Here is a 16,123-nt window from a genome sequence, read left to right on the forward strand (position 1 = left end):
TAAAAATTAATCTTAAACAGCTACATTATTATCTCTCAATGCATCATTCAGAGATGTTTTCTTGTCTGTAGATTCTTTTCTCTGACCGATGATCAGAGCACATGGAACCTGATATTCCCCAGCCGGATACTGTTTTGTATAGCTTCCTGGAATTACTACCGAACGTGCAGGCACTCTTCCTTTGATTTCAACAGGCGTATCTCCTGTAACGTCGATAATTTTTGTAGAAGCGGTTAATACTACGTTTGCACCTAATACTGCCTCTTTTTCTACGTGAACTCCTTCCACAACGATACATCTTGAACCGATAAAACAGTCATCTTCAATGATTACAGGTGCCGCCTGTAACGGCTCCAATACTCCACCGATTCCAACACCACCGCTAAGGTGAACGTTTTTACCGATCTGTGCACAGCTTCCTACAGTTGCCCATGTATCTACCATTGTTCCTGAATCTACATAAGCACCAATGTTTACATAAGAAGGCATCATAATCACTCCGGGAGCAATATAAGCTCCTTCTCTGGCAACTGCATGCGGTACAACTCTCACTCCTTTTTCAGCATAATTTCTCTTTAAAGGCATCTTGTCATGAAATTCAAACGGACCTACTTCAATAGTTTCCATCTTCTGGATCGGAAAATACATTACCACGGCTTTTTTCACCCATTCATTTACCTGCCATCCGTTTTCTGTAGGCTCTGCTGTACGAAGTTCACCTTTATCAACCAAAGAAATAACCTCTCTAATTGCCTTCTGGCTGTCTTCATTCTGCAATAAATCTCTGTTGTCCCAGATATTTTCAATAGTTTGTTGTAACGACATGTTTCTTATTTAAAATTATACCGGCCAAAGATACAAAAAAGTTCAGCAAAACTGTTTTAAACATGATGCTTTAATAAAAACCCAGCATACGCTTCACTCTCTTTTTATACAACAGATAAATGGGTCCGTGTTCCTTTAGCAGATACTCTTCTTCAAGACGTATCTGGATCTGCATCAGAATATGTCCTATCAGAAGAAAAGAAAAAGTAATGACAGTCGGAAAAACAAGAAAGAATCCAAACAGACTCATCGTCATTCCAAAAAAAATGGGATTTCTTGAAAACCTGAATAAACCCTGGGTAATCAGTTCTGTTTTCATTGTACTGTCGATTCCTATCCGCCATGAATCTTTCATTTGCATCTGGGCTGTAACCACCCAAATTAAAGCAGCAATCATAATAAAAAGTCCTAAATACCTGACTGTATGAGGTTCCGGAATATTGATTTTAAAAGCTGAGAAAATGTTTTCCGGAAAAATCAACAAGAGTATTGTATAGATAAACAGAGCCGACAAAATCAGCTTAAAGTAGAATCCCACAAGGCCATATGCAGAATCGTCTTTAGGAAGAACATTGGGATTTTTACTGATCCGTTTTGCCACTTTATAACTTATCCCTACAAAGGAAATAGTAAAGAAAAAAATGAAGTAAAAAGGAATAAAAAATCTGATAAAATCTGTCATAATGATAATAGTTTCGGACAAATTTCATGAGTTTTTGGATGCAATGCTATTGCAATGACAAGAAGTTTATTTTAAGCAACAGAATTCCTCTCCTCCGGAGGGGTGGCAAAAATTCAGAGAATTTTTGACGGGGTGGTTTAAGAATCTCGTTATAAGTTTTGGCTAAAGCCAGTTGATTGTTTGATTTTTTATTAAACGGGCTAAAGCCCGTTTCTATTGAATTTCAACCCTTCCCTGCATGACAAAAATATTAATTCCTGATAATGCGTTTTAAAGATTTACAAAACTCTCTGGGCATGAAGATAGGCCTTATTCCAGTATTTTTCGTTAAGGGATGAAATGATAACCCCTTTTGAAGTGGAGGCATGGATGAATTTCACCTCTCCGTCAGGACCGATATCGTGAACAATCCCAACATGAGAAACCCTGTTGCCTCCTGCTGTGGCAAAAAACAACAGATCGCCGGGTTTTACATCTTTAATATCAATATTCTTTCCGGCTTCAGCCTGATCAGAAGATCTTCTCGGAAGACTGAAATTGTTTTCTTCAAATACTTTTACCGTAAACCCGGAACAATCAAATCCGGACGATGAATTTCCTCCGAATTTATAAGGCGTTCCTATGTATTTTTCAGCATCTTTCAGAATATCATTGATTGATCGGGAAACACTGCCATTAAATTTTGAATCAAGTTTTCTGAGATTTTCAGATTTTACAACTGTTTTTGTATTTGATTTTTTGCTTGCAGAAATACTTTTAGAGGATCCGCAGGAAACTGCAAAAACAGACGCCATCAGTAAAACAGGCCACTGTTTCATTTTCATTTTTGTTTCAAATAATACCAATCCCATATCCTTCTGATTTATACTTGTTTAACAAATTTTATACAAATATACATTTTATATTCAAATTATGCTATAACTATACTACAACTATATTATAAATATATGTTAAAATTTTGTTTTCATTTATTTATTGGTATATTTGAATCTATTTTAAAGATATGGCAACATATGAAAGTCTGATCAAGATCACAGGAGCTGTTGGTGACCTGGTATTTTATAATCTGAACGGCAAAAATGTAGTTCGGAAGAAAAGCGGTTTTAATAAAAATGCTTTTAAAAAGAGCCCTACCTATGAAAAGGTGAGACAAAACAGTTCGGAATTCGGACATTGTTCCAAAATCGGAAAGATCATCCGGAGCAGTTTGGAAAAATATATCAAAGAAGCAGGTGATCCCCTCCTCTACCAGAAGTTTGCAAAAGTAATGACAGCGATTAAAGATTTTGACAAGGTTTCTGAAAGAGGAAAAAGAACAGTTACCAATGGGTTAAAAACTGAAGAAGGAAAAATACTTTTGAAAGAATTTCAATTTGGTATGATCCCCAGTGTTTCCGATTGTATCAAAATTCGGGGCCAGGTTATATACAAGAACGTAGATTGTACTGCAGATGAAGGAACCATAGTGACTTTAAAAATAGATTCTGAAAATTACAGTACGGAAAGTAATGAAGAAATGATCAGCTGGAACCGGCAGCAGGAAAAAACTTTTAAAAAGTATTTTACCGGGGAGGAGGGTCTACTCTATTTTGTAGTCCTGAAGAATAAAAATAATGAAATTACCCATATGGGATTTGTTTAAATAAAAAAGTCTGCAGAATCTACTGCAGACTTTCTTTTTTTATTTCTTTTCTCCTTTCCAGGTTCCTGATTTTGGAGGTGTTGGAAGTGAGTTTGACCAGTTTCCGTTTCCTTTTTTATCGGTAGATAATGTTCCTTTGAATTCTCCTTTTGAAGGAAGTCCTACCGTGGCATTCAGATCTCCCGTTTCACTTAAATTCCCGGATATATTATAGTTTTCATTATTAACATCGGAATGCATTGTCCCTACCACTTTACCACTCTCATCTACCACAAAGTTCCAGACTCCTTTATCGCTCCCTTCATAAGAACCAGACCATGTTCCTACATAATCAAAAATAGAATCATCATCAGAGCTGCAACCGATACATAAAAACGCCGTTAATAAAAGTAAAAAAAGTTTCTTCATAGTTTCAGTAGTTTTATAACCTAAATCCTGTTATTCTTATGACTTTCCTTCTAAAAATTCAGCCACAGAATCTTGCTTAATATTTATTATTTTTTGTTCCGTGCAAATCTACTAATTTTTTTCCTTCAAATTATCTGAATTTTAATTAGCATCCAATATGTTTATTAAAAAACAATATATTTCGGCTAAAATACAAATATTTTTCAAACAAATAGAGGATGTAAATATTTTGAGTTATTTTAAAATAGGACATCAGGGTTTGATCATAATACATTCAATATCTGTTTACAATTACTTTAAGCGAATTGTATTTCAGTTTTAAGGATATTTCTTACATTAGTGAAAAATTTAACCTTTTCAAAAAACATGAAAACAAAAACGTTCTTTTTGGTGGCTCTTGCCCTTTATGGCAGTTCATTAGCACAGGTTGGGATTAATACACCCATTCCAACTCAAACGTTGGACGTTAATGGCCTGGTAAGAGTAAGAGGACTTTCAAATGCAGAAAAAAATTGTTGCAGCGGATTCGGAAGGAGTTTTGTTTCTTATTTCTCCTGAAGAAATTTTTGCTCCGAAAGCCCTGTTAAACACCTCTATGTCTTCTGCTGAGCAAAGGCTGACCATTTATGAAGGAAAGTGCTTCCAGCCTATAGACAATGCTTCATCCTGCACGGTTTCAATAAACCATTATACATCCTGCTCAGGGTTTACCAATCCTGTAGATACGCAAATTGTAGTAGGACAAACAATTAATACCGGTAATGGACAGTTCCTGGGAACCTGGGCTGCCCGATATATTGACAATAAGGGGTATAGCGGTACAACAGCTGTTGCCAACCAGACGGCGCCGGATTATCCAAGAATATCTTACCCGGCAACCAATACTGTAAACTATTTAGGAAGCGGCAGTTTTGGCGGCCAATGCAACACCGATCTGGTAACAACCATTAACCAGGTCACCGGAGATATAAAAGTAGAGTCTGTAAAGCGGAGCATGTACGCACACCTTGTGTACCTTATCAATATTGCCCGCTCCAGATCTTTATAATAGCCGATATTTGATTTCAAAAAGACAGCCACAGTTTTGTACTGTGGCTGTTTTTTGATACGAACTCTTCTTCAAAAAAAAATAACCATTACATAAAAAGCCTCCCAAAGAGGCTAAAAACTATTGGATGAATGAAAAACTTATATTCAAATCTAAGAAAAACATTCCCCGCTCTTTATGAGTACAGTCATAAGATCTAATAAGTATACAATGCTTTCTGCTTATGAAAATAGTTACATCAGCTAATTACCTTTATCTTCTGACGCGTAGGTCCAGCCGTATATCCAGTCAAGCTGCTGAATTTGCCTGCTGATAAAATATCCGATAAAAAGATCCCGGAACCAGGCAGCTATTGGATTTGTTTTGTTTTAGTATGACCAACTTTTCTTGCATTTTTTATTATTCTTTCTACTCTGGACTGCCGTTCGGATTGAAAGGCCTGAAAGGCAGCCTCACATTCTTTATTTAATTTTAACTGTTCAGCGATAACAACAGTATCTTCCAGTGCTAAGGATGCTCCCTGACCTATATGTGGAGAAATACCATGTGCAGCATCTCCCATCAGACATACTTTTCCTTTATACCACTTCGAAAGCCTGGGGAGGTCATACACCGGGTAAGCAATAATTTCGTAGCTGTTCCTGATGATGCCGGAAAATAAAGGATCATCATTCTTATGAATATCTGCCAGGTGGTCTTTGATTTCAGCTTTCAGTATCTTTTCTATTTCCTGTGGCTTTGGCTCCTGATCCCGGAAGTAATTATTAAACCACCATACTTCGCCTTTATCTGAAACCGAGTAAGCAAAAAAGCCTCTTTCTCCAAATGTCATCCTTATCGAATCAAGAGGTTCTGAGAGCTCAGCAATTCTGGCATATCCGCCGGTAGAAATGAGCTTTGTATATCTGATGACAGATTTTTCCGGAAACAGCTGATTTCTTACCTCAGAAAACATTCCATCGCAGCCCATTAACACATCACCGGTAACGGAGGTGCCATCTGCAAAGTAAGCTGTTACCTGATCATCTGATTCATGATACCGGACAAACTTCTTATTATACTCAATCTTTATACCGGCTTCAGCTGCTGCCGCCCGGGCATAGGTATTGAGATTTGCTCTTTTTATCTGCAGTGCCTCTGCTCCATACTGTTGTTTTTGATAAGCCGTATCCAGCCCGGCTATCTGTTTTCCCCTGGCATTGAAAAATTTTATTGAACCCGGCGTGTAATCCTCTTTAAGTTTTTCAAGGTCTATAAATTCTTTCAATACATTTAATCCGTTAGGGGTAATGCCTAAAAGACTCCCTCATTGGTATTATTTGCGGATCTGGATTCAAATATTTCAGGCTGAAAACCTATTTTTTTCAATTGCAAAGCCAGTATCGGGCCGGCAACACCTGCCCCTATTATAATTACTTTTTATTCATTATTTTCTATATTACATCAAAGGACATGTATGTTTTTCTACTGCCAACTATTCTCTGTTGAATTTTTTCTATCTTTAATTCTGATAATCTTGTATGGTAAAATTATCACACCAGAAAAAAGAAACTTGTAAAAAAGGAGTTCAACTAGCAAATCAGGGAGTAATGGGGTTTGAATTAAAAAACAGCGAAAGGGTATTTACAGCAGGCTTTGATGAAAATGACTTCAATTCCTATGGTTTTAAAGAAAATGTCTTTAAAACAGATATTCCTTTTGGGCAGGTAACAACCAAACAATGGCTCTTTGACGGCATCAGAATGCTGTATTCTGAAACAGAGCTTGAGAAATCCACGGAGCTTGACTGGAAGGGAGATATGGAACTGGTTACCATGCATTTTAATCTGCAGGGAAAAACTTCAATACAGCAACATGGAATGAACAGTTCTTTTGAACTGAATGGGAATCAGCATAATTTATTTTACGGTACCGGTGCTGAAGGTAAAATGAAATGGGCTGAACCCCGGATGAAATCATTTATGATTCAATTTTCAAAAGAAGCGTTTCTTGCGATATCAAAAGACGGAAATGAATCTCTAAAGCAATTTGCTGATAAAATAGTTTCGGGAACTCCTGCTGCTTTTTCACCCTCAAATTTAAATATCGGCTTACCATTACATACCTGTATCCATTCAATTTTAAATTGTGAATTTTCGGACGGATCAAAACGGTTATTCCTTTTATCGAAGACCATTGAACTCCTTGTTTTACAGGCAGAATCTTTTAATGCGGTTGAAAATCACAAACCGGAGTATATAAAACATGATTATGATAAGGAGCGCATTGTTTTTGCCCGTGATTATCTGGTGAAAAATATAGGTTCTCCCCCAACTCTGCCGGAACTGGCAAAGATTGCGGGCATTAACGAATATAAACTGAAACGGGGATTTAAAGAGATATTTAATCAGACCGCTTTTTCTTACCTGTCGGATTTACGTTTAGAGATGGCAAAAAATGATCTGATAAAAGGTAAAAAGCAGGCGACAGAAATAGCAATGGAACTGGGCTACTGTTCCCTGCAGCATTTCAGCAGTGCTTTCAAGAAGAAATTTGGTATTCCCCCGAACCAGGCAAGACATTAAACCTATCGGAAATAAAGTAAACAACAAGCTGTAAAGTTAATTCTTTACAGCTTAGTTTTCATAGTATGCTTTTAGAATCTTTTTTAACCCTGTCATATAATATTCAGACTTACGCCTTAGTTTTGGAACTTTACAAAATCCAGATAAAAAGAAGGGTTGCCACCATTGAAGGATGCCGGTACTACTCCATTTGTTTTTCCCGCCAACACAGTATAAGTTCCTGGTGCAGCAAAATATAATACCCTGTTCTGATCTCTTGGAAACATATATGCCGCAGTGTTTGATCCACAATAGCTTCTCCAGACATCACCGATTCCGTTGATATAGAAAAAGTAATCATTACAGTCAGAATTGATAGCGATCCCACATCGGAAAAAATACCAGCCCTTTGCCGGAATGGAATATTCTAACATACATATCTCCAGCATGTTTCATTAATTAGTATTTTTGAAGATAAAATTTTTAATCTTTATTATGATTACAAAGAAATCAATTTCATTTATTGTATTATTCCTATCAATATCATTATGCTTTTCTCAAAATACAGTAAGCAGACAGCAGGCCAAAGATGATATCGACTATTACAGTAAAACGGTTTTGGATTCTCATTACAGCCCTTTCCTGTTCATATCTCAGAAGCAATATAATACGGAAGTGGATAAGATTAAAAGTAAGCTGCCGGATCAGTTGTCATTAAAGGAAATGACTTTAGTAATGTACCAGGTAAGTGCCCTTTTGCAGGATGCCCATTCCAATCCGGGCATTTCTCAGTCTTTTATGAAAGAGGATTTTTCCAGGCCTGTTTTCTTTCCGCTGTTACTCATTTCAGACCATGAAAAATTATATTCATCTGTGAATACGGGACAAATACCTGCAGGATCAGCAATTCTCAGTATTAATGGGAAAGATCTTGATCCATTGTTTCAGAACATGAAAAAGAATATCGGCGGAACCAGCCAGTTCAGAGATGTTATATCCCTGAAATTGTTCAGCTATTTTCTGTACCTGGAAAACATAACGGCCCCTTTCTCCGTAAGGTATAAGCTGCCTGAAGGAGACATCAAAGAAATTACCATTAATGAAGGAATGAAGTTCAGAGATTTCCTGGCTTTATCAATGCCGGGAATTGCAAAGCCTTATGATTTCAAAATCATCAATCATAAACTGGCTTATCTGGATTTCAGGAGTATGTCCGGAAATATGGATGATTTTGATAAGTTCCTCAGTGAGGCATTTGTAACAATAAGAAAAGAGGATATTAAAAATCTAGCCGTTGATCTCCGAAATAACAGTGGCGGAAATTCTATTTTCGGAGACCTTTTGCTGAGCTATATTACAGATCAGAAATATTCCCTACAAGGCAGCAAACGCTGGAAAATAAGCCAGATTTATAAAGATAAACTCATTGCAGACCGTAATACCGAAAGTGAATATCTGAAAATGGAGAACGGAACCGTGTGGGAAACAGGCCACTGTAAGCCGGATTTTAATAAATTTAAAAATGATCCTGTTTTTAAAGGAAAAGTATATGTCCTAACCGGTCCTTTTACCTTTTCAAGTGCCAATCTTGTGGCAGACGGGATGAAGCACTACAAGCTGGCAGAGCTTGTAGGCGAGCCAACGGGTGAATATACCAATGATTTTGGTGAAGCCTTTATGTTTACGCTTCCCAATAGTAAGATTCAAATGCGCAGTACTTCATCCATGAGCTTTGGCGCTGACTGCAATACAGGCAGCTATGCTCCTGTAATTCCTGATATCCTCATAATCCCGACATTACAGGATAAAATTAATGGTACTGATAAGCCATTGGAATATATATTAAAAACAGTGAAAACAAATAAGGAGACTAATTGATAATCTCCCCATTGCTGTTTTCTAATTTTTCGCGGAAACGCTGAAGATCTTCAGGCGCCGGCCTGGTCCATTCTGTGACTTCCCCGATAATTTTCAAAGGCATTTCGGAGCGGTAAGAACGGGTGGGATTCCCTGGGAATTTTTTATCGGTGACATTCGGATCGTTTTCAAAATTTCCTGTTGGCTCTACAATATAGACACGTTCTTTAGCTTCTCCTTTTGCTAATGCAGCAGCAAGTCCTGCCCCATTAACCAAAGCCGTAAAGTAGATATGATTCATTTTAAGATCAGACTGGTAATTAGAATTTCCTCCTGCTGTCAGTAAATCTCCAACCTTTAAATCTGCTTTTGTCCCGTGGTAAAAAGGTCCTTTATCAGATGGATGGTTTTTTAACTGCAATGCCAGTTCAGCATTCTTTTCTGACATTTCCGTATCTCCTAATTTTCCGTAACATTGAGCAATTTTCTGATAAAGAGCAGGCAGCGCACTTTTAACAGTATCATCATTTATTTTTAAAGCAAACTCCAATGATGTTTCCAGCCATTTTAACTCATCTGAAGGTGTCTTCTGATGGCGGGCAACATAATAAGCGGCAAGAAATTTTTCGTGATCATCCGTTGATTCATTCCAGGCTTGCAAAAACAGCCTTCCTGCCTCTTCTGACATTCCGTTTTCTTCCATGGCCATGCCTTGCAGACATCGTTTAACCACATTATTAAAAGGAGAGAATTCCATGCTTTATTTTTTAATAGTTTTACAATTGTTTCGGTAGATCTGACAAATTTATACAAATGTGATGAAACGAAAAGCATCCTGAAAAGAACTTTAATCACACTTATTTTATAAAGATACTCTCGTTTGATGTAAAAACAAACTGTATCAGCCCTTTTCGTGAATGCCTGTTTTTTATTATATTTACTTAACATCAGGCAATAAATAAATTAATTTCTATAACTTTTTACTTTCAAGTGAACGAAATTAATCTAGTTTAATTTCCATCTAACTTTGCCTTATTACATTTGCTAAAGAATTAAGACAACACATAATTACAAAATAAGTTAATCATCAACATTAAAAATTTAAAGCTATGAGTACATTAACATTAAAAGACGGAACTGAAATTTTTTATAAAGACCAGGGAGAAGGGCCTGTACTGATGTTTCACCACGGGTGGCCATTATCATCCGATGACTGGGATGCACAGGTGATCTTTTTCCTACAGAGAGGTTACAGGGTTATTACCCATGACAGAAGAGGCCACGGCCGCTCAAGCCAGAACATTTATAATCATACTATTGAACAATATGCTTCTGATGCTGCAGAGCTTGTTGAGTTTCTTGATCTGAAAGATGTTGTTCATATAGGACATTCTACCGGAGGTGGTGAAGTGATCCGTTATGTACATAAATATGCTAATGGAAGAGCAAAAAAGCAGTATTGATCAGTGCCGTTCCGCCAGTTATGGTAAAAAGTGAATCGAACCCTGATGGAGTTCCTATGGAAGTTTTTGATAATATCAGGGAGCAGACCATGAACAACAGAAACCAGTTTTATTATGATCTGACATTCCCTTTCTATGGATATAACAGAGAAGGTGCCAATGTAAAAGACGGAGTTCAGAGAAACTGGTGGAGACAAGGTGTGATGGGAGGAATCGTTGCCCATTATGACGGCATCAAAGCATTCTCTGAAACGGATTTCACAGAAGATCTGAAAGCAGTTGATATTCCTGTTCTGGTAATGCACGGAGACGATGACCAGATTGTCCCTATCGAAAATTCTGCGATAAAATCAGCCAAATTGCTGAAGAACGGCAAACTGATTGTCTATCCTGGCTTCCCTCACGGTATGCCGACTACAGAGCATGAAACGATCAATAAAGATCTTTTGGAGTTTATTCAGTCTTAAAATATAGTATAAAAAAGGTGGACAATTCTGTCCACCTTTTTTCATCTACATATTTGTAAACAATAAAAACCGCTTTAAAAGCGGTTTTTATTCTGATATTTTTATCTTTTTCTAAAACAATCTGTTATGCAGAGATCTTAAAGCTTCTATTTTATAAACAGACGGAACCAGTAATGAAATATTATTTTCACTTCCTCCATAAGAAATCATACGGATCGGAATATGTTTTACCGCTTCAGAGACAATGGTTGCGTATCCGTGATTTTCTTTTCTGAAATCTCCAACAATACAGATGATAGACTGCTCATTGTCAATTTCAACAGCTGAGAAAAACTCAAGTTCTTTTACGATTTCAGACAGCTGCTCTGTCTGGTCTATGGTAAGAGAAACAGCTACTTCAGAAGTGGTAATCATATCAATCGGAGTTTTATAACGTTCAAAAACCTCAAAAACTTTTCTCAAAAAGCCATACGCCATCAGCATACGGGAAGACTGAATGCGGATGGCGGTGATCCCATCTTTGGCTGCAATTGCTACAATCTGATTCTGATTGGAAATTTCTCCTGAAATTAATGTTCCGGCCGCACTTGGATTCATCGTATCCAGCAATCTTACAGGAACATTATATTTTCTTGCAGGGAAAACGCTTTGAGGATGTAGAATTTTGGCTCCAAAGTAAGATAACTCGGCAGCTTCATCAAAGCTAAGTCTGGCAATAGACTTTGTATTCTGAACATATCTCGGATCATTATTATGGAAGCCGTCAATATCTGTCCAGATCTGAATTTCCTCTACCTGCAATGCTGCTCCCAGTAATGAAGCTGTATAATCTGATCCTCCCCTTTGCAGATTATCAATTTCTCCCTGAGCATTTCTGCAAATATATCCCTGGGTTATAAATAATGTTTCTTCCTGATATTTTGCTATTTCAAGGCCAGCATGTTTTCTGATGTAATCAATATCGGGTTCCTTATCTTCATCAATCAGCATAAAATCTAATGCCGATAACAGAACAGAAGCGATTTCTTTTTCCTTTAAATGTAAATGAAACAAAGTTGTTGAAATAATCTCACCCTGCGCCAGTATAACACGTTCTGCACTGGAAGTGAAGTTTTTATTTTTGAATTGATAAAACAGATCAAAAATTTTGTCAATAAAAGCGGAAGCTTCCTGAATACCTTCTTCTGTTTTAAATAATTTATTTACAAAGTTTTTATATTTTTCATATAGTACATCAATATGTTTGTAGGCTCCCTCAATATCCTTCTTCTCATACAGTTCTGACAGCTTTACCAGATCATTTGTTGTACCGGACACTGCTGATAAAACAACCAGATGTTTATCCGCTGCCTGAGATCTGATAATGGGTAATAACTGTTCAATCCTTTCCGGGCTTCCTACTGAAGTCCCTCCAAATTTTAGTACTTTCATAATATATTAATTGTTAAATATTTCCAAAAAAAAGAGCCTGTCGTGATGACAAGCTCCTGATTTATTTTAGTTTCTAACCAAAGGAAAATGACTCACGACGTTCGACGTAAGTACTGTTTCTTTCCCTTTTTTAAGTTAGATAATATCATTATTTCTTTTTTTGCTGGGCAAATATACAAATTTTTACAAATAAAAGATTAATTCCTAATAATTTCTTTATGATGTCAGACATCCCACCCTATCAAACTGTTAATAAAGGACTTAAGCATTAGATTTACCTTTTATTTTATTATTGCTGTGGTTTTAGATCTTCAAATGGTTTGTCTGCAGGAAGAATGTGCTGTACCTTTTCAACTAATAATTCTTTCGCTACATTAATTTCAACCTTCTGTCTGATATCCAGTGAGGAAGCTCCTACCAGAATTTTATAGGTTCCGGCTTCAGCAATCCAGGCTGATTTTCCGGTTTCAAACGAAGCTAAATCTTTCTTGTTTAAAGTCAAAATAACAGTCTGTGATTCACCGGGATTTAATTCTTTTGTTTTTGCATAAGCTTTTAATTCAGACTTTGGCTTGTCAATGGTCTTTCCAGGTGCGGAGAGATATAATTCAACGACTTCTTTTCCTGGTACCTTTCCTGTATTTTTAATATTGACACTTACCTCTACTGAATTATTAAATACCTTTGAGCTGGTTTTAATATCTGAATACTCAAAATCAGTATATGATTTTCCATATCCGAATTCAAACGAAGGCTTTATACCAAAAGTATTGAAATAGCGGTATCCCACATAAATACCTTCCTTATAAGTCACATCTGCAGGATTATCTGATGGCTCACCCGGAAAATTCTTTGCTGATGCATGATCCGCATAATTTACAGGGAAAGTCATCGTCAGTTTTCCGGAAGGATTTACTTTCCCGGAAATCACATCCGCCACAGAATGCCCTCCTTCCTGGCCTGGCTGCCAGGCCAATAAAACGGCATCTACCTTGTCTTTCCATGAAGCAGTCTCAATAACCCCTCCGATGTTCAGTATAGCCACCACTTTTTCCTTTTGCGTGGAAAGCTTTGGAAACTTTATCAAGCATTTCTATTTCTTCCGGGGCCAGATTAAAGTCATTGTTCACTACTCTATCTCCTCCTTCACCGGAATTTCTTCCCAATGTTACAAAAGCAATTTCAGAAGTTTCCGCTTTTTTAGTAATGAGGGCATCATCCATTTTCATTTCGGGGAGCCTCTCCGGCAAAGCTAAAATCCCCCGGGCTTTTCTCCTTTCCTTTTCTGCTGCAGCCTCTTTTTCAGCATGCGGTTTATACAATTCTACCAGCTCCCTGTCTAATTTATACCCTGCAGCATTCAGCCCTTCCAAAAGAGAAACCGTATGTCTGTTGTTGACACTCCCGCTTCCCGTACCTCCTGTAATCCACGCATACGAAGTCACTCCGAACAATGAGACTTCTTTCTGCCTGTCTGCAAAAGGCAAAGCATTGTTTTCATTTTTAAGCAAAACCATTCCTTCTGCTGCCGCGCTTCTGGTTACTGCAGCATGTGCGTTCAGATCCGGTCTGTCACTATATTTATAGTGCGCAAATGTTGGTGTACTGAAAATATATTTCAAAATTCTTTTCACGTTAAGATCCGCCACTTCTTCTGGTAATCGGCCTGAATCCAAAGCTTCCAGCAGGACTTTTTCTGTGCCGGAATTCCGGGCATCAAAAGGTCATTCCCTGCATTCATCTGCTTGACAACATCAGAAATCCCTCCAGTTCTGATGGATTCAAATCCCGGAAAGCCACCGAACCAATCGGTCATTACAATGCCCTTGAATCCCCATTCGTTTCTTAAAACCTGGGTCAGTAAATCTCTGGAATCTGAAGTATACACCCCGTTCACTTTGTTATAAGATGACATTACGGTCCAGGGCTGAGATTCTTTCACGGTGATTTCAAAATTTCTCAGATATAATTCTCTCAATGCTCTTTCAGATACATGTGCATTGATTGTTAAACGATTGGTTTCCTCATTATTGGCAGCAAAATGTTTAACAGAAGTTCCTACTCCCCGGGACTGACTCCATTGACAATTGCTGCGGCAGTTTTCCCTGAAATTAAGGGATCTTCTGAATAATACTCAAAATTCCTTCCATTTAATGGATTTCTCTGAATATTCAAGGCAGGCGCCAGCAAAACATCAACGCCGTATTCTTTCACTTCATTTCCCATTGCTTTTCCTACTTCTTCCAATAGCGTTTTGTTCCAGGTTGAAGCTAAAGCCGTTCCTACAGGAAATGCCGTTGCATAGTACGTTTTGGAATCATTTTCCCTGGTTGGTGCAATTCTTAAACCTGCAGGCCCATCCGCAACAACAGTAGCCGGAATTCCGAATCTGTCCAGATTAGCTGTTCCGCCTGCAGCTCCGGGAACAAGTCCTTGCTTTGAATCACCTACAGGTCCGGTTAAGACTTCAATTCCGGGCATTCCTGTTCCAATCAGCAGATCAACCTTCTCTTTATTGGTCATTTGGCTGATGATGGCATCAATTCTTTGATCAACCGAAAGTCTTGTATCTTCCCAGACGTCCAGTTTACCATTTTTATTGAGGTCTTTGAATGTTTTTCCGCCAACGGTAATTGTTGGATTATTTTGAGCCTTTGTAAGAGATGACATCCCCACTAAAGCCAGAAGCAATAACGGATATCTGGTACCGGAAAAAAGTCCGGCCAGTGTTGAGATATTCTTATTCATAATTCAGATTTGATTTTTATTACAGGTATTTAAATTTGATCAATACACTCTTTCAAAATCACAGCACTATTCTGTCCTGAAACTGAAAGTGCCATGAAAGAAACTATATAAAATATTGATTAGATCACTACAAAAGTTATGGTATCTCAACCAGTCGAGATACACATCAGACCATTTGTCAACGGGAAGATTTTGTTTTCCCATACCAAAGCCATGACCTCCTTTTTCATAGATATGGAGCTCAGCGGGCTGCCCTGCTTCCAGCCATTTGTTATACAATAAAACTGATTTAGGTGCCAGTTTCAGCTGATCATCACTTGCGGCACAGATAAACATTGGAAGAGCAGCTTTAGGAACCCCGGTACTGAGAATTTCCTGACTTGGCCCGCCATAAATGGATGCGGCAAAATTTGGTAACGTTGAAGCATCTTTACTATGGAGAACACTTTCTAAAATTACGCTTGCCCCTGCTGAAAACCCTACTACACCCAATTTTTCAGGATTGATCTTCAGTTCTTCCGCATGTGTTCTGATATATGAAATTGCTGTTCTGATATCTTCTCCAGCCATTACTTTAACAGGAGCTGTTTTGGCATCAAAAGCATTTCTGTCTTTGATATTCTCCATCATTTCTTTGGCAGGATCATTGGATTTCGTTTCCAGCAATCTGTATTTTAAAACGACTGCTGTAATTCCGTTTTCTGCGAGTTTTTTTGCCAGATCAACTCCTTCGCGGTTGATCGATAAGCTTTGAAAACCACCACCGGGAGCTATAACAACAACTGTCCCGTTGATCTTGGTTTTATCTGCTTCGAAAACCAATATCGAAGGTTGGGACACGTTGAAAACCACTTCCGTTTTGAACAGCTCGCTGAATTGCTGTGCTTCTTTCTGCTTCCAGTTTTCTGTTCCCGGTGCCTTTCCCTGATATAAAGGAATAGATTTTTGTGCATATGCATTGTATATTCCTGAGATAAACAGTGCGGTTATGAATATTCTTTTCATGTTC

18 protein-coding genes and 1 pseudogene are annotated in these 16,123 nt (G+C 37.8%); 7 read left to right on the forward strand and 12 right to left on the reverse strand.

Annotated elements, in window-relative coordinates; all coding sequences use genetic code 11:
* Positions 1–12: 12 nt before the first annotated feature.
* The 3 genes from OWR28_RS12680 to OWR28_RS12690 all read right to left on the reverse strand — a co-directional run bounded on the left by OWR28_RS12680 (position 13) and on the right by OWR28_RS12690 (position 2,325).
* Positions 13–825 (reverse strand): 2,3,4,5-tetrahydropyridine-2,6-dicarboxylate N-succinyltransferase, encoded by an 813-nt coding sequence (locus OWR28_RS12680; RefSeq protein ID WP_002979694.1) that lies wholly within the window; start codon positions 823–825, stop codon positions 13–15.
* Between the two features lie 70 nt (positions 826–895).
* Entirely contained in the window at positions 896–1,507 is a 612-nt protein-coding gene (locus tag OWR28_RS12685) for a methyltransferase family protein (RefSeq protein WP_332386909.1), read from the reverse strand.
* A gap of 278 nt (positions 1,508–1,785) precedes the next feature.
* Positions 1,786–2,325 carry a C40 family peptidase gene (locus OWR28_RS12690; protein WP_332386911.1) on the reverse strand — a complete coding sequence of 180 codons (540 nt, stop codon included), beginning with the start codon at positions 2,323–2,325 and terminating at the stop codon, positions 1,786–1,788.
* Positions 2,326–2,510: 185 nt separating this feature from the next.
* On the opposite strand from OWR28_RS12690, the gene OWR28_RS12695 reads away from it, so the two are divergent.
* Positions 2,511–3,149 (forward strand): hypothetical protein, encoded by a 639-nt coding sequence (locus OWR28_RS12695; RefSeq protein ID WP_332386912.1) that lies wholly within the window; start codon positions 2,511–2,513, stop codon positions 3,147–3,149.
* Between the two features lie 39 nt (positions 3,150–3,188).
* Here OWR28_RS12695 and OWR28_RS12700 read toward each other — a convergent pair whose 3' ends face one another.
* The gene (locus OWR28_RS12700; RefSeq protein ID WP_332386913.1) at positions 3,189–3,557 is read right to left on the reverse strand and encodes a hypothetical protein; all 369 of its coding nucleotides are present in this window, start codon (positions 3,555–3,557) and stop codon (positions 3,189–3,191) included.
* A gap of 366 nt (positions 3,558–3,923) precedes the next feature.
* Between OWR28_RS12700 and OWR28_RS12705 the strand changes: the two genes are divergently transcribed.
* Both OWR28_RS12705 and OWR28_RS12710 read left to right on the forward strand, forming a co-directional pair.
* Positions 3,924–4,115 (forward strand): hypothetical protein, encoded by a 192-nt coding sequence (locus OWR28_RS12705; protein ID WP_332386914.1) that lies wholly within the window; start codon positions 3,924–3,926, stop codon positions 4,113–4,115.
* Positions 4,057–4,605 (forward strand): hypothetical protein, encoded by a 549-nt coding sequence (locus OWR28_RS12710; protein WP_332386915.1) that lies wholly within the window; start codon positions 4,057–4,059, stop codon positions 4,603–4,605. Before OWR28_RS12705 ends, OWR28_RS12710 begins: the two co-directional genes overlap by 59 nt.
* A gap of 349 nt (positions 4,606–4,954) precedes the next feature.
* Here the strand turns inward: OWR28_RS12710 and OWR28_RS12715 are convergent, their stop codons facing one another.
* Positions 4,955–5,872 carry an FAD-dependent monooxygenase gene (locus tag OWR28_RS12715; RefSeq protein WP_332386917.1) on the reverse strand — a complete coding sequence of 306 codons (918 nt, stop codon included), beginning with the start codon at positions 5,870–5,872 and terminating at the stop codon, positions 4,955–4,957.
* 322 nt (positions 5,873–6,194) lie between these two features.
* Here OWR28_RS12715 and OWR28_RS12720 point away from each other — a divergent pair, with 322 nt between their 5' ends.
* The gene (locus tag OWR28_RS12720; RefSeq protein ID WP_332386918.1) at positions 6,195–7,169 is read left to right on the forward strand and encodes an AraC family transcriptional regulator; all 975 of its coding nucleotides are present in this window, start codon (positions 6,195–6,197) and stop codon (positions 7,167–7,169) included.
* A gap of 116 nt (positions 7,170–7,285) precedes the next feature.
* Here OWR28_RS12720 and OWR28_RS12725 read toward each other — a convergent pair whose 3' ends face one another.
* Positions 7,286–7,582: a hypothetical protein gene (locus OWR28_RS12725; protein ID WP_332386919.1), complete on the reverse strand. Its 297-nt coding sequence runs from the start codon at positions 7,580–7,582 to the stop codon at positions 7,286–7,288.
* A gap of 61 nt (positions 7,583–7,643) precedes the next feature.
* On the opposite strand from OWR28_RS12725, the gene OWR28_RS12730 reads away from it, so the two are divergent.
* A complete protein-coding gene (locus OWR28_RS12730) occupies positions 7,644–9,026 on the forward strand; it encodes a S41 family peptidase (RefSeq protein WP_332386920.1) in 1,383 nt (460 codons plus the stop codon).
* On the opposite strand, the gene arr is transcribed toward OWR28_RS12730, so the two are convergent.
* Entirely contained in the window at positions 9,019–9,453 is a 435-nt protein-coding gene (gene arr, locus OWR28_RS26995) for an NAD(+)--rifampin ADP-ribosyltransferase (protein WP_494168467.1), read from the reverse strand. The two genes, OWR28_RS12730 and arr, sit on opposite strands and share 8 nt — an antisense overlap.
* 661 nt (positions 9,454–10,114) lie before the next feature.
* Here arr and OWR28_RS12740 point away from each other — a divergent pair.
* Complete coding sequence (locus tag OWR28_RS12740; RefSeq protein ID WP_332386922.1) at positions 10,115–10,468, forward strand: alpha/beta hydrolase; 354 nt, start codon at positions 10,115–10,117, stop codon at positions 10,466–10,468.
* Positions 10,465–10,935 carry an alpha/beta hydrolase gene (locus OWR28_RS12745; protein WP_332386923.1) on the forward strand — a complete coding sequence of 157 codons (471 nt, stop codon included), beginning with the start codon at positions 10,465–10,467 and terminating at the stop codon, positions 10,933–10,935. Before OWR28_RS12740 ends, OWR28_RS12745 begins: the two co-directional genes overlap by 4 nt.
* A gap of 111 nt (positions 10,936–11,046) precedes the next feature.
* On the opposite strand, the gene OWR28_RS12750 is transcribed toward OWR28_RS12745, so the two are convergent.
* The 5 genes and pseudogenes from OWR28_RS12750 to OWR28_RS12770 form a co-directional block, all read right to left on the reverse strand.
* Complete coding sequence (locus OWR28_RS12750; RefSeq protein ID WP_332386924.1) at positions 11,047–12,366, reverse strand: aspartate kinase; 1,320 nt, start codon at positions 12,364–12,366, stop codon at positions 11,047–11,049.
* 289 nt (positions 12,367–12,655) lie between these two features.
* Positions 12,656–13,414: a glycoside hydrolase family 3 C-terminal domain-containing protein gene (locus OWR28_RS12755; RefSeq protein ID WP_332386925.1), complete on the reverse strand. Its 759-nt coding sequence runs from the start codon at positions 13,412–13,414 to the stop codon at positions 12,656–12,658.
* The gene (locus tag OWR28_RS12760) at positions 13,380–14,015 is read right to left on the reverse strand and encodes a glycoside hydrolase family 3 C-terminal domain-containing protein (RefSeq protein WP_332386926.1); all 636 of its coding nucleotides are present in this window, start codon (positions 14,013–14,015) and stop codon (positions 13,380–13,382) included. The genes OWR28_RS12755 and OWR28_RS12760 overlap by 35 nt, the downstream gene beginning before the upstream one ends.
* A pseudogene (locus tag OWR28_RS12765) lies at positions 13,997–15,114 on the reverse strand (glycoside hydrolase family 3 N-terminal domain-containing protein). The gene OWR28_RS12760 and the pseudogene OWR28_RS12765 overlap by 19 nt, the downstream one beginning before the upstream one ends.
* Positions 15,115–15,180: 66 nt before the next feature.
* Positions 15,181–16,119 (reverse strand): alpha/beta hydrolase, encoded by a 939-nt coding sequence (locus OWR28_RS12770; RefSeq protein ID WP_332386927.1) that lies wholly within the window; start codon positions 16,117–16,119, stop codon positions 15,181–15,183.
* Positions 16,120–16,123: the final 4 nt, after the last annotated feature.

The organism is Chryseobacterium sp. 1B4 (assembly GCF_036631475.1).
GTDB lineage: Bacteria > Bacteroidota > Bacteroidia > Flavobacteriales > Weeksellaceae > Chryseobacterium.

What these genes read in the sequence shown, in the direction of transcription:
- OWR28_RS12700 (WP_332386913.1), bottom strand. Translation starts at nt 3,557, where the DNA reads ATGAAGAAACTTTTTTTACTTTTATTAACGGCGTTTTTATGTATCGGT.
- OWR28_RS12695 (WP_332386912.1), top strand. Translation starts at nt 2,511, where the DNA reads ATGGCAACATATGAAAGTCTGATCAAGATCACAGGAGCTGTTGGTGAC.
- OWR28_RS12680 (WP_002979694.1), bottom strand. Translation starts at nt 825, where the DNA reads ATGTCGTTACAACAAACTATTGAAAATATCTGGGACAACAGAGATTTA.
- OWR28_RS12770 (WP_332386927.1), bottom strand. Translation starts at nt 16,119, where the DNA reads ATGAAAAGAATATTCATAACCGCACTGTTTATCTCAGGAATATACAAT.
- OWR28_RS12725 (WP_332386919.1), bottom strand. Translation starts at nt 7,582, where the DNA reads ATGTTAGAATATTCCATTCCGGCAAAGGGCTGGTATTTTTTCCGATGT.
- OWR28_RS12750 (WP_332386924.1), bottom strand. Translation starts at nt 12,366, where the DNA reads ATGAAAGTACTAAAATTTGGAGGGACTTCAGTAGGAAGCCCGGAAAGG.
- arr (WP_494168467.1), bottom strand. Translation starts at nt 9,453, where the DNA reads ATGTCAGAAAAGAATGCTGAACTGGCATTGCAGTTAAAAAACCATCCA.
- OWR28_RS12690 (WP_332386911.1), bottom strand. Translation starts at nt 2,325, where the DNA reads ATGAAACAGTGGCCTGTTTTACTGATGGCGTCTGTTTTTGCAGTTTCC.
- OWR28_RS12740 (WP_332386922.1), top strand. Translation starts at nt 10,115, where the DNA reads ATGAGTACATTAACATTAAAAGACGGAACTGAAATTTTTTATAAAGAC.
- OWR28_RS12720 (WP_332386918.1), top strand. Translation starts at nt 6,195, where the DNA reads ATGGGGTTTGAATTAAAAAACAGCGAAAGGGTATTTACAGCAGGCTTT.
- OWR28_RS12685 (WP_332386909.1), bottom strand. Translation starts at nt 1,507, where the DNA reads ATGACAGATTTTATCAGATTTTTTATTCCTTTTTACTTCATTTTTTTC.
- OWR28_RS12730 (WP_332386920.1), top strand. Translation starts at nt 7,644, where the DNA reads ATGATTACAAAGAAATCAATTTCATTTATTGTATTATTCCTATCAATA.
- OWR28_RS12705 (WP_332386914.1), top strand. Translation starts at nt 3,924, where the DNA reads ATGAAAACAAAAACGTTCTTTTTGGTGGCTCTTGCCCTTTATGGCAGT.
- OWR28_RS12710 (WP_332386915.1), top strand. Translation starts at nt 4,057, where the DNA reads ATGCAGAAAAAAATTGTTGCAGCGGATTCGGAAGGAGTTTTGTTTCTT.